Raw genomic sequence first — 22353 nt, forward strand, 5'->3', positions numbered from 1 at the left:
ATAGATATCAAACTTTGAACTTAGACTTATTCATCTTATTTCTAGATAAAATATATTCCAAAGTATCAGTACACTCCACAATTGTGTTATCCATACATAAATCTTCTAAAAAGTTTACTTCACTAAACTTTAGCTTAAACTATCAGTTAATTTAAGCTAAATAACTTTATAAAGAATGAATCATATAATTCACATCTATATATCATATCTGCCAATTGAGCTTGAACCTTTTATTCTTGATCTTCATAATACTGAACATAAACTTGTTATTCCCGCATATATTTTACTCTCTTGTTATATTATATTAATCAAATAAATATACATTATATTATAGAATATTTAGTAAACTTTTCTAATAGATATACGAATATATAAGTAATATATTGATACTAATTTTGAAGCTGAATTTATAATTTTAGGGAGGGGATATTATATGAGTGATAACAGAATAATTTCTAGAAGTGAATATATTGTTGCTAGTGTATCTGGTGCTGCTATAGATAATAAGATAATAAAGAGACCTTATACTAACCCTCGAAATCCTTCCAATAAAAAACAAAATAACGCCAAATCTTTTGACAATACTTTACATTCATCAGCTTCACAATCATCATCGAATGACAATTCAACGGCCTTTTCAAATGAATTGGAAAATATGGCAAGATTGAAAAGTGAAGAAAACTCTAGGTTGGTTCAGGCAAAATTCAACAATAAAATAAAAGATTCTGAAACTAGCGAGAAGAATCCTGCTGAAACTGAATTGCATAACAAGCTTGCTCAAGCTATGGATGTTGATGTGGATGTATCTACTCTATATAAAAAAGTACAATTACTAAATTCATTAAAAAATGAATCTAATAACTAATAAGAAGTTGCCAAAACACATTGTTTTTGGCAACCTCTTTTTGTCTAAAGTCTATACTGCTGCTAGTCTATGTAAATTACTGTACTCTCCTTGTTTCTCCATTAATTCTTCGTGGGTTCCTGCTTCTATTATACCTGTTTTTCCAAGTACAATAATTTCATCTGCATTCTTAATGGTAGACAATCTATGTGCAACTACTATGGTTGTCCTTCCAGCGCATAACTTTTCTAGGGATTCTTGAATTATGCGTTCTGTTGCATTATCTAATGCTGATGTTGCTTCATCCAAAATTAATATTGGAGGATTCTTAAGAAAAACTCTTGCAATGGAAATACGCTGCTTTTGCCCACCAGATAATTTAACACCTCTTTCACCAATGTAGGTATCATATCCTTCTGGTAATGTATTTATAAATTCATGAATATTAGCCATCTTAGCAGCTCTTAGTAATTCTTCTTCAGTTGCATCTGTCTTTCCGAACAGTATATTATCTCTTATTGTTCCTGTAAATAAGAAAACTTCTTGCTGAACTATTCCAATATTCTCTCTAAGAGAATCTAATTTAACATCATAAATACTCTTATTATCTATTAAAATATCTCCACTATCAACTTCATAAAATCTTGGGATAAGATTGCAAAATGTTGTTTTACCTCCACCTGAAGCTCCTACTAATGCCAACATCTTTCCTTTATTTATTTTGATAGTAATATTTTTTAAAACTTCTTTACCTTCATAACTGAAATTAACATCTTTAAATTCTATTTCCCCTTGAACATTTTCAAGTTCAGTTGCATTTGCTTTATCTTTTTCTTTATCTTGACTCATTATTTCTATATATCTTTGGAAACCTGTAATTCCATTTTGAAATTGCTCCATAAAATCAATAAGTTTCTTTATTGGGGTCATAAAGATTTTTATAAACAGCATATATGCCATAAAATCTCCAATGTTTATAAGTCCAATAAGTGTAAATATTCCTCCTCCTATTAAACCTACGTAACTTAGCACGTCCATCCCAAATCCTGCACCAGAAGAATATTCTGCCATTACTTTGTATGCTCTTTCTCTGGCATTAATGAACTTTTTATTTCCTTTTTCAAATTTTTCTTCTTCGGCTTCATGACTTACAAATGCTTTCGATATTTTTATTCCCGAAATACTATTCTCAAGATTTGCATTGACTGCTCCTGTTTCTACTTTAGTTTCAAGGAAAGCTTTATTCATCTTCTTTCTCTCATACAAAGTAAACCATACTATAAATGGTATGAATGCAAATATTAGAACTGTAAGAGGTATATTAATTGTACACAATATTATAAATGAACCTATAAGCATAACTATTGATATAAATAAATCTTCTGGCCCATGATGAGCAAGCTCAGAAATATCCATTAAATCATTAATGATTCTAGACATTATATCCCCTGTTTTATTATTATCAAAAAAGCTATTAGGTAATTTTTGAAGGTGCTTAAATATATGTCTTCTCATATCCCCCTGCATTCTAACACCTACAACATGTCCCCAATACTGCATGAAATACCCACATGCAGCTTTGATTCCAAAGATTATAAGTAACGCTATAGCAAATACAATAATTGTTCTTAAGTCTTTATTTGGAATTGATTCATTGACAAGGTCCCTTGTCATAACTGGATATACTAAATCGCATAAAGATGCGATAAGTGCTACTACTAAATCTAAAATAAATAGTAATTTATATGGTTTATAAAATGAAATAAATTTTTTTATCATTTAAAATCTCCTTTCCCTAAGGAATAAAATTTATATAGCTTGTATATAATTAAAACATGATACATAATTTTCCAATTGTAAGGTGGTGAATAACTTTCATGAAAAAGCTATTTTATTTTATAAGCTTCTGCTTGGCAATACTATTGCCTTTATTTTCGCTAAACATTATAGCAAGTAAATCTGATCCAGATTACTTTTTTCCATTAATCTTTATTTGCCTAGGCCTTTGTGATACACTACTTGGCATTAATTTATTAAATGCAAACAAAAAGTTTTTAGGTATTTCCAGCTTTGTGATAGCCAGCTTCTTATTTGTTTTAGTTGGAAGCAAGATTTGTATATATAATTAAAAGTATGTAATAGTAGTACATCCCTACTATACAACTTTTATATTATCTTTAAAATTTCTTCTTTACATTTATCCAAATTTTCACTAAATGTTCCTTCTATTTTAACTGGCCTATTGTTAAATACTATTATATTCCCTTGGAAATATATAGCTTCATCTAAATCGTGAGTAACTAATATAACCATTCTCTTTTCTTTTGATAACAAATTTTTGAACTCATCAATTATTGAATATTTCAATTTATAGTCTAAAGATTTAAAAGGTTCATCCATTAAAATTACTTTTGATGGCTTTCCAAATGCCCTTGCTATATTAACTCTTTGTCTCATTCCTCCACTAAGTGCATTTGGATACTTATTTTTTGTATCATAAATTCCAACCAAATTTAGTACTTCATCAATTCTATTATCTAAAATAGAATCCTTGAAATACCTTTCTAATGCAATTTCTAAGTTTTCTTTAACAGTAAGCCACTCAATTAACCTATCTTCCTGAAATATATAGCTTATATCATTTAATGAAACGCCGCTTATATTTCCACCTTGAGCATCTGTTAGACCTGCTATAATATCTAAAAGAGTACTCTTTCCACACCCGGATTTTCCTATTATACAATTTATCTTATCGTCATAAAAATCTATGTTGAAATTTTCAAAAATTTTCTCAGTTCCATATGACTTATCTAGATTTTTAATGCTTATATTCATTTGGACCACCTATATGTTCTTTTCCTTAATAACTTATTTAAAAACTCTAAAACTAGAGATACAATAACAATAATTACAATCCACGCAAAAATTCCTGAAGTATTAAAGTTAACTTTTTCTACCTGTATCTGTGACCCTATCCCAAACTTTGGCTGCCCGTATACTTCTCCTGCAATTACAACTTTAAAAGTCAATGAAAATGTCGATACAAATATACTCATAAAATAAAATTTCATAGTTGGAATATAAATTTTTTTAATTTTATTCTTTAAACTCACTTCATATATCTTAGTCATATCCATTATTTTTTTATCTATTTGCAAAAGATTATTTCGTATACCTTCATAAAGGATTGGAAAAATGATAGCAAATCCCGCAACAAATGGTGTACTATCCTTATCAAACCACACCAATGAAAGAACTACTAACACCATAGTTGGAATTGTCTTACTAAATGAATTTACAGGTTCCATTAAATACTTAAAAAAGGGATACACTGTTGCGAGCACCCCTAAAATCATTGAAAAAGCCAAAGCTAATACATAACTAGTCGTAGTCCTATAAAAACTGCTAAAAATGATCTTTAACGAATTTTTATCACTAAAAATATTCTTAATAGCTTCAAATACTTGTTCTAATCTTGGAATATATATATCATTATTTATTATTATTGCAATGAGCTGCCATATCCCTATGAAAAATACACATGATAATAAAGTATAAAATCTACTTTTCCATGAATATCCCATCATCTGGCATACTTCCTCCTATTGTTTTTGGATCAAACTCATTTAATTTTTTGAAATAAGTTTCATATTCTTTATAACAATCTTTTATTCCTACGTATTTTATATTAGATCTGTCAATAGCTTTCACTACTATTGGTTTCTTTGCAGAAACTCCTATTTCTTCGCAGTAATCTCCAGCCGTTTCTTTGTTATTATATATCCACTCTTCTGAATCTTTAACTTGCTTTAAAAGTTCTGAGACAAATTCTTTATCATTTTCTAGCAATTCCTTCTTAACTATGATTGTTGATTGAGGATATCCATATTGAGAGTTATTTATTTTTTTCCATTCTTCATTTAAATTTAACATTACGTTAAACTTCTCATTTTTACTCTGAACAGTTGATAAAGCTGGTTCTGGTATTACTGCATATTCTGATTTCCCTGATAAAATTATTGGTGCAAGTTCATTTACTGTATTTACATAACTAAAGTTAATTTCTTTATCTACATCAATACCCTTTTCTTTAAGTATTGTTCTTGCAATTATATCAGGTGTTAATCCCTTCCCAATATTGTAAACTTCTTTTCCTTTTAAATCCTCAATACTTTGATTTTGATTAGTTGACCCTATATAAAATGATCCAAATCCAACTGTCCCTGCTATCTTATATTCCTTATTCTTATTAAACACAGTTGCTGCTACGTTTGAAGGTACAATTGCAATATCTGGCTCACTCTTCATAACGCTTGTAACTAAGCTGTCAGAGTTTTGCTCAATAGTATAATTAATATTATATCCAGATTTAATTTCTGGTTTTTCTTTTATAAGTTTAGCTACAGCTATAGCTGTAAGCCCATCTGGTGTTACAAAACTAATATCTTTTGTTGATTTTTTATTATCTTCAGATTTGCTTTGGTTTGAGCTACTGCCACAACCTGCAAATGTAAACACACACAATATCATAATTAAAAATAATGATACCTTTTTCTTCATTTTAATTCCCCCTAAAAAATATTAATATCTAAATTAAAAATTAAATCAAAATATTTAATAGTAATATTAATTAATTGATATTCACTATTAATTATAATAACATATTAAAATCGAAATACCAAATCTGTATGGATATTCAACTATAATCTATACTTATGCGTATATCTTTACTAGAAATCATAAATATATTTGTGAAGAAAACATTTGAAAATGAGCTGTTAAAGGTTCTTAGCTGTAGGTTGTTCCACTTTAGCTTGTCAAACTGAAAGTTGGAGCATGCTAAATTGGATAGAACCTGCTGCTTAGAACCTTCAGCAATATTTTCATAGCTTTTCGGAATCAAAATATTTATGATTCCGGTAAGTTATCACATAAGTCTAGTTTTAAAGTTGGATATCTATATTTCAATACAGATTAAAAACGACAAAAGAACATGTAAAATAATTATTAAACATGTTCTAATATATTTCTATTTATAAAAAATATACATTTATATACTCACTGAAATTGGATTTCCACATTCCCGTCTTGATTGAGCACTCAACTTAATGACCTTGTAAATGTGAATATGTTATAGCAACATTTGTATCATTTATTACCTATATATATCAACAATCATACCTTGAATTTCATCAATTGTTGACGCTATATTTATATTATCTTTTTCATCAGAAAGGAGTGCTTTTGTTAATTCTTCAAGTTTTCCATCAACAGTATCAACAGTTACAAAATACTGAGTCTGCCAAAAGCTAATATCTTTTTTAGTCTCATACATGAACTTTAGTATTGATTCTAAATATTCTTTTATCATCTTCTTATACATAACCACATCAACATAAGTCTTAGTAGTTACGAGTCTGTTACCCCTTTTTTTTATGTCATCTATCATTTTTTTGAGTTGTTCTTCTGATTTTTTATGTCTTTCCTGACTAAAACTTTGGGAAAAATCTTTTTTTTCAGAAACAATTTTTCTCTCAGAAGTTACGGTACCTCTTCGCACTCTACCAATCTCCATGTATATTCAATCCTCTCCTAACTCAAAAATAAAGTTTATCTAAAGTTTAAAACTATAAATATAACTAGTTATTTTTTATTGTATATCTAACTAATTATATCAAAATCCGGTTACTTTCTCTACTTAATATTTTATTTTGATATGTATATTTCATTTTTTCCCATGTATATAAATTCATTAAATCTCTAATATATATATGTATATATTAAATTATGAATGGAGTGATGTTATCCATGTGGTTTGACACACCTTCACAAGAAGTTTTACAAAAATTAAATGTTAATCCCGATGTTGGCCTTTCTGAATCAGAGGCAAAGGAGCGCCTTGAAAAATATGGAGAAAACAAATTAGCTTCTCAAAGGAAAAAGAGCCTTTGGCAGCTATTCTTATCCCAAATAAACGATGTTATGATTTATATACTTTTAGTTGCAGCAATTATTTCTGCATTTATGCACGAATATAGTGACACAATCGTGATACTGCTTGTAATTTTAATAAATGCTCTAATAGGAGTGTTTCAAGAATCTAAGGCAGAAAAATCTCTCGAAGCATTAAAAAAATTATCTACTCCAAAAGCAATAGTCAAGAGAGATGGTATTATAAAAGAAATACCTTCTGAAGAAGTTGTTGTGGGTGATATTATTGTACTAGATGCAGGAAGATATCTCCCTGCTGATTTGCGATTAATTGAAAGTGCTAATTTAAAAATAGATGAATCAGCATTTACTGGTGAATCTGTCCCTGCCGAGAAAGATAGTAATGTCACACTTGCAAATAACAATATTCCCATAGGTGATATGATAAACATGGCTTTTATGTCCACTCTAGTGACTTACGGACGCGGAACTGGTGTCGTTGTAAATACTGGAATGAATACACAAATAGGAAAAATAGCTGATATGCTAAATAAAGAGGAAGACAATACGACTCCATTGCAGCGAAGACTTGCATCTCTTGGAAAAACTTTAGGCTTTGGAGCTGTAGGTATTTGCGTGTTAATCTTTGTCATATCAATGTTTCAAGGACGAGATTGGTTCGAAATGCTTTTAACAGCTATAAGTTTAGCTGTTGCTGCAATTCCTGAAGGGCTTCCAGCAATTGTTGCAATAGTACTCGCAATGGGAGTCCAGCGAATGATAAATCAAAATTCTATAGTAAAAAAACTTCCAGCCGTTGAAACTTTAGGCTCTGTTAATATAATATGCTCTGACAAAACTGGAACCTTAACTTTAAATGTAATGACAATAAAAAAATGCTGTATAAATAATAAACTTGTATCTATTGATAATTGCGATCTAGGTGATAATGATACCAAATTGTTGTTTGAAGGAATGATTTTATGCAATGATGCTACTTCAAAAGATGGTAGTAAAACAGGAGATCCTACTGAAATTGCTTTGCTGGATGCTGGAATCAAGTATGACTTATATAAAGAAGATTTAAGCACAGATCACTCAAGGGTTGATGAAATTCCTTTTGACTCCGATAGAAAGCTCATGACTACAGTAAATAAATATGATTCACATTTTAAAGTTTTCACCAAAGGAGCTATTGATAATTTACTTAAACTTTCAAACAAAATCTTATTAAATGGAGAAATAATTGATTTTACACAAGAAAAAAAGGATGAAATCCTAAAAATATCTAACCTGATGTCTGACGAAGCCTTAAGAGTCCTTGGTTTAAGCTATAAAGACATAAATGATGAAAGTGTCAGCATAGACTCACTTGAAAAAGATTTAACTTTTGTAGGCTTAATGGGAATGATAGATCCTCCTAGAGAAGAAGTTAAACCATCAATTGCTTTGTGCAAGCAAGCTGGAATAACTCCAATTATGATAACTGGAGATCATAAAAATACTGCCTTCGCAATTGCTAGTGAACTTGGAATTGCAAATAGTATAAATGAATGCATGACTGGTGCCGAAATTGACAGCTATAGTTATGAAGAATTTAATAAAATAGTTAACAACTATAAGGTATTTGCTAGAGTTTCTCCAGAAAATAAAGTTAAAATTGTAAAAGCATTTAAGTTCCATGGAAACATTGTATCTATGACTGGTGATGGCGTTAACGATGCTCCATCTTTAAAGGCTGCTGATATAGGTGTTGCTATGGGTATCACAGGCACTGATGTTGCTAAAGGGGCTGCTGATATGATTTTAACAGACGACAATTTTACTACAATAGTCAAAGCCGTGGAGGAAGGAAGAAATATTTATGCAAATATAAGAAAAGCTATAATATTTTTGCTATCATGTAACTTAGGTGAAATAATTTCTTTATTTGTAGCGATTCTATTGAATTTTGATCCACCATTATTACCAATTCATATTTTATGGGTGAATTTAATAACAGACAGTTTCCCAGCACTTTCTCTTGGTGTAGATCCAAAGGATTCAAGCGTAATGGAGTATCCACCTAGAAATCCGAAAGAATCACTTTTTGCAGAACACATGGGGTTATTTCTAGCCTTAAATGGTGTGCTAATTGGTGGTGTAACATTAGTTGCTTTTCTTCTTGGTGAACGGCTATATATGAATTCCCTAGTTCACGCTCAAACTCTAGCTTTTGTGGTTTTAAGCTTTTCTCAATTATTTTTTTCACTCTCAATGCGAAGCAGGGAAAAATCTCTTTTGAAGCTTGGAGTATTCACAAACAAGTATTTATTACTGTCCATTTTACTTGGTATGTGTGTTCAATTTCTAATAATTATAATTCCTTTCTTTGCTGACGTATTTAATGTATTTATTTTAAGCGCCAGGGATTGGTTACTAGTAATATGTATCTCTCTAATACCATTTTTACTTAACGAAATATTTAAGTTGATTAAATACCATAAGTAGATATAGGATAGTTATAATATTACATTTATTACATTATTCTAATGGTCGTTTTTATGAATATTGACAAACTTTTTTTATCTTTTCAATTATAGTTGAAACAAGCTAATATCTATAGTACAATCTATCATATAAAAGGGATTTAGGAGGTATTAAAATGATAATAAAATGTATAGATAACGATCTTTGTTCAACTTTAACTTTAAATAAGGAATATATGGTTATAGAAGAAGCACCTGAATATTATGTAATTATTGATGATAAAAATGATGAAACAACTTGCAGAAAATCAAGATTTGAAATTATTGAAGATGGTGGTTTAACTAAGAAAGCTAAAGCTACTATTACTGAATTAACTTATCAATTAGAAAATGATTTTAAAGACATAAAACAATTTTCAATCAGAAAAAATTCCAAAGGTGAAATCAAAGAAATATCTGTAAAGTTTAAATATATCTAGAAAAAAGGTTCTGCCGTTTGGCAGAACTTTTTTTAATTCTCTACGAATTTATATTTATTCCAAATCTGCGAACAAATTATTAAAAAGTCTGATTAGGAAGATTACATTTTATAAAGAGAATAAAAAGAAAACATATTCGCCTGGCAATTTTTTCTCACATTCGTTCGAAAAGTGGTAGATGCATAACAAAACTTCTATTTATAATCAGCTTATAAATTATATTAGTAGATTAACATTATACTCTTCAAGCCAAATATTTACTTGAATTAAGAAAGCAAGTAATTGTGGCCCAGTCATTAGTTGTCCATACCATGGAGCTTTATATGAATCTCCTTTTGTTAATATTATTTCTCTAACTACCTTTTCATCAATAATATCATGAATTGGTGAAGACTTCTTATCTAAAATCTCAGTTATCATCTTACATACAATGTCTGTATAAACTGGATTATGTGTCTTAGGATATGGACTCTTCTTTCTGTATATAATATCATTTGGCAATATTCCTTCAAACGCTGCCCTTAACAATCCTTTTTCTCTACCATTATATAATTTTACATCTGCTGGTAAATTAAAAGCATAATCAACCAATCTAATATCTGCAAATGGTACTCTTGCCTCTAGCCCATTATACATACTAGTTCTATCTTTTCTTGTAAGAAGCTGCACCATAAACCATTTTAAGTTTAAATATGATACTTCTCTCATCCTATAATCTCTCTTACTCTCCCCATCAAGGTGAGGTACTTTACTTAAAGATTTTTTATATTGTTCTCTAACTAATTCTTCTAATGGCATATTTTTTAAGCTTTTATTAACTATAGCTTTTCTATCATTAACAAACCTTGACCATGGGAATGTATCTAAATAGAACATCTCATCCCTTGTAAACCAAGGATATCCTCCAAAGATTTCATCAGCACATTCTCCTGTAAGGCCAACTACAAAATCCTTGCGAATTTCCTTACAAAATAGAAGCATTGATGAATCAATATCTGCCATTCCTGGTAAATCTCTTGATATTACAGCATCTCTTAATGCAGCTGCTAAATCCGAATGATTTAAAACCACTTTTCTATGATTGCTATTAATAAATTTCGCCATTTCTTCTGACCAGTATTCATCTGATGTAGGCTGAAATAATGACGCTTTAAAATATTTTTCATTATCTTCATAATTAATAGAATAAGTAGTAAGCTGCTTTCCCTGCTTCCTAAATTCTTCCGCAGCTATCGCTGATATAATTGAAGAGTCTAACCCTCCTGATAAGAATGTACAAACAGGTACATCTCCAACCAATTGTCTTTTTACTGCATCTATTAATAACTCTCTTGCATGAACTATTGCCTCTTCTGGTGTTTCATGAAATTCTTTTGCTTCAACTGTCCAATATTCCCACTTTTTAATGTTTCCATCACCTGAGACTAATAAACAATTAGCTGGTGCAATTTCTTTTATATTTTTAAATACTCCGCTTCCTGGTATTGTTGCAGGTCCAAGTCCAAATATTTCAGTTAATCCTTCCATATCAATTTCTCTTTTAACCCTTGGATCTGCTAAAATAGTTTTTATTTCTGATCCAAAAACAAGGGTATTATCATGAACAGTATAGAATAATGGCTTAACCCCCATTTGATCTCTTGCTAAAAAAACTTCTCTTTTATCTTCATCAAAGACTCCAAATGCAAATATACCTATAAGCTTATTTACGCAGTCCTTCCCCCAACAAATATACGATGTAAGCAACACTTCAGTATCTGAATAAGAATCAAAAGTAAATCCTTTAGCCTTTAATTCTTTTCTTAAGTCCTCAGTATTATATAGCTCCCCATTATAAACTAATGTATATTTCTTACCCTCAAATATTTTAGTCATAGGTTGTAATCCACCTTCAGGATCTACAACTATCAGCCTCCTATGGCCTAATAAAACATTTGGTGATATATAATATCCTTTTGCATCAGGTCCCCTCTTCTCCAAAGTCTTTATCATATTATTTAATATATCTTTATCTTGTACTATATTCTTTTTAAAATTTACTAATCCAGCAATTCCGCACATTCATTTCACCTTCTAATAGTATTGATACTATTAAAATATGCACCTTTAAAGAAAGTGCGACAGCACATTAAGATCTTTACACTTCTTGAAAAAGTGCGATAGCACAATTAAGATCTTTACACTTCTGAAAAAGTACGCACAGTTAAAAAGAGCACGAAGTGCAATTAAGATCATTTCACAGTTAAAAAGAGTGCGAAGTATAACCAAGATCATTTCACATCTAAAAAAAGTTCTAAGCACAATTAGGAGCTTATTAAGTACAATTAAAAATTATCCGCACCAAAAAAGCTAGATAAACTAATTAAGAACTTTTCACATTCATAAAAAACGCATTAATGCGTAAAGAACTTCTCCATCTAAAAAATACTACAAAGAATTAAAAACTTATATATTTGATAAACATGAATACTATTTCTTATCTGTAACATACTAGATATGTATATTTAAATAGAGAGAGAAGGTAAAATAATTGAATGTTGCAAACAATTACCAAGCAAATATTGACTTAATTCATTCAAATTTAGTTGTAGATAAAAGTTTCGATATTGTTGAACGAAAATTTATTGTCGGGGGAAGAAGCTCTGTTTTATATTTTTTGAATGGTTTTATCAAAGATGCTATCATGGAGGAAATATTAAAATCTTTCTTTAAGATAACACCTGAAACAATGAATTCATACAAAACAATTGATGACTTTATCAATAATAAAGTTTCTCACGTATCTGTTAAAACCGAAACTGATTTAGACAAGATTCTAACAGCATTATTATCTGGCCAAACGATAATGTATATTGATGGTTATGATTCATTTATACTCTTAGACTTGCGTACTTATCCAGGTTCAGATTCATCAAAACCTGAAAAAGAAAAAACTTTAAGAGGCGGAAGAGATGGGTTTATTGAAAAGTTAGTATTTAATGCCGGTTTTATTAGAAGAAGAATAAGAGATCCTAGATTAGTTTTTGACATACATCAAGTTGGCAATGTCTCGAAAACAGATGTATGTATTGCATATATAGATGGAGTTGCAAATAAAAAAGCTCTTGATTTAATCGTTAATAGTATATCAAATGTAGATATAAAAGCTTTAACACTTTCTGACCAAAGTTTGGTCGATGTAATGTGCAAAAAAAATTGGCTTAATCCATTTCCAAAGGTAAGATTTACTGAAAGACCTGATGTGGCCGCTGCACATATAGTTGAAGGCAAAATAATTATTATTGTAGATAATTCTCCAAACGTAATAATCCTTCCAACTGGAATTTTTGATTTCTTACAAGATATAAATGATTATTATTTCCCATTATTCACTGGAAACTACCTAAGAATTGTTAGAAATTTAGTAATGTTATCAACAATATTACTAACTCCAATTTACCTAATGATTGTAAATGGAAATATTTTTATACCGAGTTATTTTGATTTTTTGAAACCACAAGAGGAATTTGCTTTGCCTCTACTTGGTCAATTTATACTTTTAGAATTCGCTGTTGATGTATTAAAACTAGCTGGTTTAAATACCCCAAGTCCACTTGGAAGTGCAATGTCTTTAATTGGTGGTTTAATTCTTGGTGATTACGCTGTAAAAACAGGTTGGTTTATTCCTCAGTCTATATTGTATATGGCCGTCGTTACTATAGGAGATTTTACACAGCCTAGTATAGAGATGAATTTTGCTTTAAAATTTGCAAGAATGATTTTACTCGTACTTTGTGGCTTCTTTGGCTTCTGGGGCTTTATAGGTGGTATTATATTCATTCTTATAGTTATGGCAAGCACAAAAACAATAGCTGGTGATAAATATTTTTATCCTTTAGTACCATTTAGCTGGAAAGCTCTTAAAAACTTACTATTCAGAACAAGAATATCAAACGATGTCCAATAATTTTAATAAATCAAAAGTGAGATATTTAAAATTAAGCATTTTAAATATCTCACTTTCCTATATACGTATATTTATTACAATAACCTAGTTCCCTCTTTATCTTGTGTAATTAGTTTCTCTCTCATTAGCCCGCCTAAGGTCATTTTAAAATAGTTTTTACTCGTATTAAACTCTCTCTTTATATCTTCAGGAGATGATTTATCGTTATAAGGCATAAATCCGCCATTTTCTTTTAAATACTTAAGTACTGTTTCGCTTAATTCACTTCTTGCCTCTAGCCTTTTCTTTCTAGTTGTAACTCCAATAGTTCCATCTTCATAAATCCTCTTAACTCTTCCTTTTATTTCTTGTCCAGGATATATGTACTCAAAATGCTCATTAGCTAATATTAAACCTCTATATTCACCATCTATTGCAACATTTAAAGTCGCATTTTCATTTATTTCATAAACTATAGCATTTACTTCATCGGAAACTTTATATTTACCTTCTTCTGCCATCTCTAAATAAGAGTGTATTCTAGTAGTTGCCGCTAACCTGTCAGTTTTATCTACATACATATAAAATAGGTACTTTTTTCCTTCTTTAAGCTTATAATTTTGTTCTTTTAATGGAACGAATAAATCTCTTTCAAGTCCAAAGTTTACGAAAGCCCCAATATTATTTTGGCTTACAACTTCTAAATAACCAATTTCTCCAACTGTTAAAAGTGGTTTTTTTAGAGTTGAAATCATCCTATCCTTTGAATCTCTATAAATGAATACTTCTAATTGGTCACCTTCTTTTATTTCATGTCCTTTCGCTGCGCTGTTTGGAAGTAATACCTCATCACCAAAATTATCTTCAAGATAATATCCAAAGTCTACTGTTTTACTTACTTTTAATTTACTATATTGCCCTACTGATATCATTTTTAATTTCCTCCATTAATCATAACATCTTAATTGATGTTATGTCCTTTATTACTTTTGTTGAATTTTCTATATATAGATAAGCAACGTGAAACTTGAATTTTCAGAACTATAAAATTCCTGATAAAACATTTCATATTATAACTCTTGTAGTTACAAAAGCATAATTCTTATTTCTGATTAGAATATATTTCATAGTGTAAATCTCTAGCTTATAATTAGTTTATCTATATCATAAATGAAAACTTATGTTTTTTCTTTAACCAAAACATATTAACTGTAACTTACTTGAAATCCTTACTCAGCTCTAAATAACTTACATATGATTTCTTAATTCCTTCAATTTCCTCTTCTGTTAAATTTCGTATCACTCTTGCTGGATTGCCAAGTATCAAAACGCCATCTTCAAACTCTTTATTTTGAGTTATTAAACTTCCTGCTCCTATAATTGTATTATTGCCTACTTTTGCTCCATTTAATATTATTGATCCCATACCGACCAAAACATTATTTTTAATGGTGCATCCATGAATTATTGCACCATGCCCGATAGTACAACCATCCCCGATAACTGCATTATACCCATAGTCAACATGTACCACACAATTTTCTTGTACGTTTGTATTTTCCCCTATGGTTATTGATGCTTCGTCACCTCTTATAACAGCACCAAACCATATATTTGCATTTCTTTTAATTGTTACATCGCCAATGATTACTGCCGTTTCTGCAATATATAATTCACCATCTAAATTTGGTTCTTTATCTTTAAAACTTCTTATCAATAATTACCACCTCATCAAATACTAAAGTTATTTTATCATTACTTTTATGTTATTGTCATTATTTTAATAACTTATTTAATAATATATACTATAAATAATTTTTAGAGGTAATAATTTTGGGCAAAAAAAAATCACCTAAAAATAAGATTAACATAGATGATATGAATTTTTACTATGGAATTCCTCATGCTCATTGCAACTTTTCCACTGGACATGGAACTCCAATTGAAGCATTTGATTATGCACGGCATAACGGCCTTAATTTTCTTATTTTAACTGATCACAATAATCATTTAACCAAAACAATAAAGATAAAAGGATCTGAGCTAAGTAGATGGGATGCTCTAAAATATTTGACTGCTCGTTATAATAAAAAACATGAAAACTTTTTAGCTGTGGTAGGCTTTGAGAGCAAAACAAATCCATTCGGAGATATTAATGTAGTAAATCCAAATAGGTTCTTTACCGGAACAGTAAATAATATGCAATTACTAGTTCTATGGATGCTTAATAATCCTAATGCATTTATTTCAATTAACCACCCTCACAAAACAATAACGTATTTAGAATACAACTCCATTTTAAATAAGTTAATAACTTCAATAGAAGTTGGAAATGGATCTTATCCAAATAAGTATTTAAGATATGAAAAATATTATTACCATTTACTCGATAAAAAGTGGAAACTAGGAGCAATCAATGGTCAAGATAATCATAGATTAAACTTTGGTGACGATGAAAATTTGACATGTATAATTGCAGAGGAACTTACGAGTCAATCTATAGTGGATGCTTTTAGAACACGACGAACTTATTCAACAGAGTCTAGAACTTTAATTATGTACTTTACAATAAATAATCAATTTATGGGCGATATAATACCTATAGAAGATGAAAATTTACAATTTTCAATTTTTGCTCATGATCCTATTCATAAAATATCAGAAATTGATATAATATCTGCCGGTGGGACTATAGTAAAAAAGATATCTAACTTAAATTTAAACAAGGTAAAATACCTATACTCTCATGAAGCTCTTAAAACCGAATTGTGGTATGTAATAAAAATAACACTAGACAATAATAAAATTGCTATAAGTTCTCCTATTTTTAGAGGTCAAGAATAATATTGTGTATATACTTAAATATATATGTTCTAAAAAGTTTAATTCATCGAAACTTATCTTAAACAATAAAATAATGTAAGTCAGATAATTTTATAATAAATAAATTACATCATTTAGAACTTATATGTCTTTAGAAAGCTAATTCATATAAAAAGAAATAGAATATATAATTTCAAAACATTTACATTGTTATAAATCATACATTCTATTTCTTTTCTATGTTTCTATTTATTTTTTTTAACTCTATTTGGTTTAGCTTTTGGCTTAATCACTATTTGCTTTTCTTTTTTCTTAAGTCCGCCTCTTTGTGTAATATCCATGAACCATAAGAAAAATAGAACTGCAAAAATAGATAATCCACTTGAAATATAAGTATTTGATGCACCTACGAATATTTGGGCCGCAAATAATACTGCAGCTATCGCTAAAGGTATCCACTTATTTATACGTACTTTACCAAATATAAATTTTTTGCATAGTGCATAAGCTACAAATATAACAAGAAGCATTAATACAAATAAAATAATTGATGTTAAAAGATTCATCTATTCACATATCCTCCTATAAAAAAGTCTATATGGTTAATGATAATTTATATATAAACTATTATCAAGCATTCCTTTTAATTCGTGTTACTTTCATCAGTATACATTATAATTAAAAAGTAATAAATTTTATTAAAATATCAATATTATAAAATTTTTTTAACAAATTTATAGTTTTATCTTTAATTATTCATATATATTTGATAAAATAGAAAAAGTACACGATATAAAAGATATGAGGTGATATAATGAATTTAATTTCAAATAATCATTTAGATGAATTAGATTTACAAATACTTGACTTGTTAATAAAAGATTGTAGAACTCCTTACTTAGAAATTGCTAGAATATGCCATGTAAGTGGTGGTACTATCCATGTAAGAATGAAAAAAATGGAGGATCTAGGAATAATAAAAGGTTCTAGAATAATCTTAAATCTTCCTAAACTAGGATACGATGTATGCTGTTTTGTAGGTATTTATGTTGATAAAACATCCTCTTTTAACTACGTATTTGATGAAATGTCAAACATAAAAGAAGTAGTGGAGTTGCATTTAACTACTGGTGATTATTCCATGTTTGCTAAAGTTGTATGTGCTAACATTTTAGACTTACAAAATGTTTTACTTAACAAGATAAATAACATTGATGGAATACAAAGAACCGATACATTTGTTTCCCTATCTCAACCTATAGATAGAAATATATCATTAGAATAATTATAAGAAATAGAATAAAAACACATTTTTATATACATACTAAATGTATATTATAATAAGGAGTGTGTTTTTTATGAAAATTTTAAATTCAATTTCACTTGCCCTTGTAATTATAGGCGGCATTAATTGGGGCTTAATAGGTTTTTTTAGATTTAACTTAGTAGATTTTCTTTTTGGAAGTTTTTCAATGCTATCTACAATAATTTATTGTTTAGTTGGAATTGCTAGTCTATATTCTATCTCTTTTTTCGTTCAAGAGAGATCTAGATTATAATTTAGCATAATAAATATTAATATTATATTTGTTAAAATAAAAATGACTTAAACGCTAATTCTATAGCTGCTAATCTCAATATAATATTTATTTATACTTAAACCTTATACATAGTGATAAGAAATTTTTAATGTAAAATTAATATTTCTTTAGCTATGTTTTGATATATAATGGAATAAATTATTAATACTATATATTTTACTAGGAGGTTAGTATACATTTGCGTACAGTATTAAATTTTAATTTTTATAATTTAATATATTTTTTTGTATTTTATTCATTTGCTGGCTGGTGTCTCGAAGTCTTGTATTATTTTAAAAATGAACGTAGATTTGTTAACAGAGGATTTTTATATGGTCCTTTTTGCCCCATATACGGATTTGGTGTCCTATTTCTTGTAGTCTTTCTTGATAACTACAAAAATAACCTTTTCGCCTTATTTTTCTTGGCTTGTTTTTTTACAACAGTCTTAGAATATATTACTGGCTTCGTATTAGAAAAAACATTTAAGACAAAGTGGTGGGATTATACTGATGACCCATTTAATATACATGGCCGTGTTTGTTTACTTTATTCTCTGCTCTGGGGAGTTGGTGAAGTTGGTATAGTTAAGATAATACATCCTATAGTAGTAGACATAATCAATGATATTCCCAAAACACTTGGTGAGGTATTTATTTTCTTTATTATTATTTATTATCTTATTGATTTTGGTTTAACTATAGCTTCTTTAATACAATTTGAAAAAATGCTTTTTGCATTTCAATTTGTGCCAGCTAATTTCTTATTTGACAAACCAAGTTCATTATTCAATTTTACAAAGGAAAAAGCTATTGGTAGAATTAGACACTTTGAATCATTTTTTAGCAAGTTAAAAATGAATTTATATAATAAACAATCAAAACAAAACTTTTCAGGCCTTTCTTATAAACCTTTAAATATTTTTAAGGCTTTAAGAGATAAATTAAAAAGAGATTAAGGTAAATGTTTTACCTTAATCTCTTTTAGGCACACGCAAATAAATAACAAGTCCAAAGTTGCCATGGATATTTTTCATTATAAGCAAGGCGACAAATTGCCCTCATAGCGGGTCTATTAGGTCAATTTACCAACGTAGCATAATGGGGAAATAGGCTGCCAAATGGAATTGTTATTTATTTGATTGTGCCTTAATATTTATTTCATATTTTTGATTTCATCAAATAATTCTATAGCTGCATTTCTTGGTCCATTTTTTTCTTGCCCTTTTACGCCCAAACAAGTCCTAATCTGTCCAACTTTCACTTGTCCATTTTCAAACATTGTCTTGAAATATTTCTCGATAAGAATATTTGTTTCATCCTGCTTTTGTGCCGGACCAAATGGATTGGCAAAAAACGATTCTACTAACCCCTTCTCAGTTGTTGTTCCCTTAGCCATTCTGGCACCTGCTTTAAATACCTTGATAGCCTCCTCTGGAGTTTTAAAGTAATCTAAATACTTTTCTCCTTCATTAACACCATCATAGTTATTAGCATAGAAGAAAAAGTCTATTGGATGTCCCTTTGATATTTCCTTATATGATGCCACCGGTACTACAAGTCTAGCATTGACCTTATCAGGGTTCATAAATATGCTTCTATCCATTTCTTTAAAGGCATATCCTTGATCTAAATCATCTAGTCTGACAAATGCACCAATCTCAGTTCCATATCCCTTGATCAATCCATCCTCTATTTTAAAAGTTCCCATATCATCAAAAATAATAGTCATATCAGAAATATAATCTTCGCTTAAACTACGAAAAGCTTCTAAACTTTCAGATTTACCTGCTCCGCTATCTCCCATAATAACAACATTAGCTTCATCTCCGCTTTTTAAAATAATATTTACCATCGATCCATGTATTGGTAAATATCCTCTCTTTATCATTATTAAGTTGTATAATGTTAATGTCATTTTCTTTATATAACCAAAATAATCTATCTTTTCTGAATGATTCACATATCCAAGCATTATATCATTTTGAACATCATCAAAGAACACAGTTTTTAGATCCTCATCGTTATCTTTAGCTCCATATACATAAATAATGTCTGGCTTTCTTCCCCTTGTTTCTTCACTTCTAGCCATCTCAAATAGATTACATAAAGTTATTCCATGTTCCATAAAATCTCTGTGGAAATAAATAAAAGTAAGTAACCCACCTATTTTAGCTGGATAGCAAAACCAATGTTCTTTATTTATTTGTGCATACTTCAATGGATTATACTTTATCTCTGTAAACATTCCATCTCTTGTATTCTTTTTAGGGTAAGTTATGAATGGTGTTTCTAAAAGTATATGATCAATAAATGGTACTTCCTCTAAAGCTTCATATCCATTGGGTCTTACCCATTCCATCTCATGGATCATTATACATGCATTTCCACCAGCTGGTATTTGCCTATAAACTTTTGGCCGATATCCTGCAACATGCTGTTCAATTTTCCTATATAAACTTAAAATTAATGTAGAAAAGTTAGCATTTGCTTCTGTAAAACTAACTGCTGCAAGGCCCTGTTGAACCTTATATCTATGAACTATTGTATACCTTTCAAGTTTTCTCCAGAATAAGTAGAAATCTTCTATAAATACTATAAACTTATCCCTATCCTCTAATAATTTTGAATATGAATCACTAATTTCTACAATTTCCTCAACACTCATAACTATTAAATATTTTATAACTACAGTTAAATCTCTTCTAATATCTATAAGACTATCTGTATCCAATGTCTTACTTAAATATCTGTATGCTACTGAATTTTTCTTTTTAGCTCTTCTTAGGTAAACTTCTAAAATTCGTCTAAATCCATCACTTTCTAGTATAGCCTCAGAACTATTACAGTACTTTGCTGTAAAGTTTATCATCACTTTGTCATTACTCATAGAAAATTCTTTCTTCATTTCCCGGCCCCCCATATGAATTTTTTCATATTTAAATATTGCATTTTTTATTTCAAATTCCACATATTGAAATAATTATATCATACTTTTTGCAATATTCAACCTCACTATTTTTCATTTTAAAGATTTTTTCATTTAATAATTAATTGAATTCATAAGAGAATTTTCATATTAAACTCCAACAAATCGAATTACTCCCTTTCTATTTGACTATGCTACAAAAAAGCATGACCAGCTCATTATATGAATATTATATTAGTTTTCTATAAATTTGTTCGTATTTTCTTTAATTTTTTTATTTTTCTTTAGTTGATATTAGAATATCTTTATTCCCATTTTACTTCCTAAAATGGTAGAATTATATTAAAAATATGTAACCAAGGAGTATAACTTTTTTATGAGCAATAATCAATATACTGTAAAAAAATATTTACTACTTTTTCTTGCAAGTCTAATATTTTCGCTTTCTATAGTAAGCTGTAACTTTATAAAATCTGACTCAAATAAGAATAATAATATTGATCCAAACAAAATGCTCGTTCACTATATAGATGTAGGACAAGGTGATTGCATTCTTATTCAAGTAAATAATAAAAATCTTTTAATAGATTCCGGACCCAAATCTGATAAAAAAAAGCTTTTTAATTATTTATCTGCGCTAAATTTAGAAAAGTTGGATTATGTAGTTGCAACTCATCCTCATGAAGACCATATTGGTAATATGGCTGATATAATAAAAACTTATAGCATAACAACTTTCTATGCTCCAAAAGTTGAATCTACCACTAAAAGCTTTGAAGATATGGTAGGTGCTTTAAAAGATAAGAACTTAAAGATACATGTATTGAAAAACAATAGTGATTCTATTGACTTAGGTGAAAATACTAAAGTAAATGTTTTCTCTCCTAATAAGGATTCTTATGATGATTTAAACAACTACTCTCCTGTAATAAAAATCCAATATGGTACCACTTCTTTTTTATTTACTGGTGATGCCCAAAAGGAAGTTGAAAAAGAAATTCTTAACAATAATGAAGATATCAGTGCAGATGTGCTTAAAGTCGGCCATCACGGCTCCTCAACTTCTACTAGTAGAGACTTTCTAAAAAAAGTTAATCCTTCAATAGCAGTTATATCTGTAGGCCAAAACAATGTATACAATCATCCTGATGCCATTACTACAAACCTCTTAGCTGAAGGCAATATAACAACCTATAGGACTGATAAAGATGGAACTATAGTCATTTGTTCAGATGGCTCTAGCATATCCAAAAAATAAATTAATCTAAAAGGATGCTTAATAAATATATTAGAAGCTTCCTTTTAGGTTTTTGACACATTAAAATAGACCCCAAAAACTTGGAGTCATTTAAAAATTAGAAATAAAATTTAATTA

Annotated in this window: 20 protein-coding genes; 10 read left to right on the plus strand and 10 right to left on the minus strand. The window is 29.1% G+C overall.

The features are described 5' to 3' along the window. Nucleotides 1–433 precede the first annotated feature (433 nt). A complete protein-coding gene (locus T483_RS0101795; RefSeq protein ID WP_026885274.1) occupies nt 434–865 on the plus strand; it encodes a hypothetical protein in 432 nt (143 codons plus the stop codon). A 51-nt stretch (nt 866–916) separates the two neighbouring features. On the opposite strand, the gene T483_RS0101800 is transcribed toward T483_RS0101795, so the two are convergent. Then, nucleotides 917–2623, minus strand: a complete 1707-nt coding sequence (locus T483_RS0101800; RefSeq protein WP_026885275.1) for an ABC transporter ATP-binding protein — start codon at nt 2621–2623, stop codon at nt 917–919. Between the two features lie 98 nt (nt 2624–2721). Between T483_RS0101800 and T483_RS0101805 the strand changes: the two genes are divergently transcribed. Continuing rightward, complete coding sequence (locus tag T483_RS0101805) at nt 2722–2973, plus strand: hypothetical protein (RefSeq protein WP_026885276.1); 252 nt, start codon at nt 2722–2724, stop codon at nt 2971–2973. Nucleotides 2974–3010: 37 nt separating this feature from the next. On the opposite strand, the gene T483_RS0101810 is transcribed toward T483_RS0101805, so the two are convergent. The 4 genes from T483_RS0101810 to T483_RS0101825 form a co-directional block, all read right to left on the minus strand. After that, the gene (locus T483_RS0101810) at nt 3011–3679 is read right to left on the minus strand and encodes an ATP-binding cassette domain-containing protein (RefSeq protein WP_026885277.1); all 669 of its coding nucleotides are present in this window, start codon (nt 3677–3679) and stop codon (nt 3011–3013) included. Continuing rightward, entirely contained in the window at nt 3676–4431 is a 756-nt protein-coding gene (locus tag T483_RS0101815) for an ABC transporter permease (protein ID WP_026885278.1), read from the minus strand. The genes T483_RS0101810 and T483_RS0101815 overlap by 4 nt, the downstream gene beginning before the upstream one ends. After that, the gene (locus T483_RS0101820; protein WP_026885279.1) at nt 4406–5404 is read right to left on the minus strand and encodes an ABC transporter substrate-binding protein; all 999 of its coding nucleotides are present in this window, start codon (nt 5402–5404) and stop codon (nt 4406–4408) included. Before T483_RS0101820 ends, T483_RS0101815 begins: the two co-directional genes overlap by 26 nt. Before the next feature lie 595 nt (nt 5405–5999). After that, entirely contained in the window at nt 6000–6419 is a 420-nt protein-coding gene (locus tag T483_RS0101825) for a YaaR family protein (RefSeq protein ID WP_026885280.1), read from the minus strand. A gap of 233 nt (nt 6420–6652) precedes the next feature. Here T483_RS0101825 and T483_RS0101830 point away from each other — a divergent pair, with 233 nt between their 5' ends. Both T483_RS0101830 and T483_RS0101835 read left to right on the plus strand, forming a co-directional pair. Continuing rightward, nucleotides 6653–9265: a calcium-translocating P-type ATPase, PMCA-type gene (locus T483_RS0101830; RefSeq protein WP_026885281.1), complete on the plus strand. Its 2613-nt coding sequence runs from the start codon at nt 6653–6655 to the stop codon at nt 9263–9265. A gap of 154 nt (nt 9266–9419) precedes the next feature. Further along, the gene (locus tag T483_RS0101835; protein WP_026885282.1) at nt 9420–9722 is read left to right on the plus strand and encodes a hypothetical protein; all 303 of its coding nucleotides are present in this window, start codon (nt 9420–9422) and stop codon (nt 9720–9722) included. A 216-nt stretch (nt 9723–9938) separates the two neighbouring features. Here T483_RS0101835 and asnB read toward each other — a convergent pair whose 3' ends face one another. Further along, nucleotides 9939–11783, minus strand: coding sequence for an asparagine synthase (glutamine-hydrolyzing) (asnB, locus tag T483_RS0101840; protein ID WP_026885283.1), 1845 nt, complete (start codon nt 11781–11783; stop codon nt 9939–9941). 469 nt (nt 11784–12252) lie between these two features. Here asnB and T483_RS0101845 point away from each other — a divergent pair, with 469 nt between their 5' ends. Beyond that, a complete protein-coding gene (locus T483_RS0101845) occupies nt 12253–13668 on the plus strand; it encodes a spore germination protein (protein WP_026885284.1) in 1416 nt (471 codons plus the stop codon). A 74-nt stretch (nt 13669–13742) separates the two neighbouring features. Here the strand turns inward: T483_RS0101845 and T483_RS0101850 are convergent, their stop codons facing one another. Both T483_RS0101850 and T483_RS0101855 read right to left on the minus strand, forming a co-directional pair. Continuing rightward, entirely contained in the window at nt 13743–14579 is an 837-nt protein-coding gene (locus T483_RS0101850) for a CvfB family protein (protein WP_026885285.1), read from the minus strand. A 284-nt stretch (nt 14580–14863) separates the two neighbouring features. Next, nucleotides 14864–15364 (minus strand): gamma carbonic anhydrase family protein, encoded by a 501-nt coding sequence (locus T483_RS0101855; RefSeq protein WP_026885286.1) that lies wholly within the window; start codon nt 15362–15364, stop codon nt 14864–14866. A 116-nt stretch (nt 15365–15480) separates the two neighbouring features. Here T483_RS0101855 and T483_RS0101860 point away from each other — a divergent pair, with 116 nt between their 5' ends. After that, nucleotides 15481–16491, plus strand: coding sequence for a CehA/McbA family metallohydrolase (locus T483_RS0101860; protein ID WP_026885287.1), 1011 nt, complete (start codon nt 15481–15483; stop codon nt 16489–16491). A gap of 224 nt (nt 16492–16715) precedes the next feature. On the opposite strand, the gene T483_RS0101865 is transcribed toward T483_RS0101860, so the two are convergent. Then, a complete protein-coding gene (locus T483_RS0101865) occupies nt 16716–17036 on the minus strand; it encodes a hypothetical protein (RefSeq protein WP_026885288.1) in 321 nt (106 codons plus the stop codon). A 248-nt stretch (nt 17037–17284) separates the two neighbouring features. On the opposite strand from T483_RS0101865, the gene T483_RS0101870 reads away from it, so the two are divergent. From T483_RS0101870 to T483_RS0101880, 3 genes are all read left to right on the plus strand, one after another. After that, complete coding sequence (locus T483_RS0101870) at nt 17285–17755, plus strand: Lrp/AsnC ligand binding domain-containing protein (RefSeq protein WP_026885289.1); 471 nt, start codon at nt 17285–17287, stop codon at nt 17753–17755. Between the two features lie 73 nt (nt 17756–17828). Further along, entirely contained in the window at nt 17829–18029 is a 201-nt protein-coding gene (locus T483_RS0101875; protein WP_026885290.1) for a DUF378 domain-containing protein, read from the plus strand. A gap of 220 nt (nt 18030–18249) precedes the next feature. Continuing rightward, complete coding sequence (locus tag T483_RS0101880) at nt 18250–19008, plus strand: putative ABC transporter permease (protein ID WP_026885291.1); 759 nt, start codon at nt 18250–18252, stop codon at nt 19006–19008. Between the two features lie 197 nt (nt 19009–19205). Here T483_RS0101880 and T483_RS0101885 read toward each other — a convergent pair whose 3' ends face one another. Beyond that, complete coding sequence (locus tag T483_RS0101885) at nt 19206–20957, minus strand: phosphoenolpyruvate carboxykinase (protein WP_026885292.1); 1752 nt, start codon at nt 20955–20957, stop codon at nt 19206–19208. A 397-nt stretch (nt 20958–21354) separates the two neighbouring features. Between T483_RS0101885 and T483_RS0101890 the strand changes: the two genes are divergently transcribed. Next, nucleotides 21355–22236, plus strand: coding sequence for a ComEC/Rec2 family competence protein (locus T483_RS0101890; protein ID WP_026885293.1), 882 nt, complete (start codon nt 21355–21357; stop codon nt 22234–22236). Nucleotides 22237–22353: the final 117 nt, after the last annotated feature.

Source organism: Clostridium beijerinckii HUN142, assembly GCF_000621745.1.
Classification (GTDB): Bacteria; Bacillota; Clostridia; order Clostridiales; family Clostridiaceae; genus Clostridium; species Clostridium beijerinckii_A.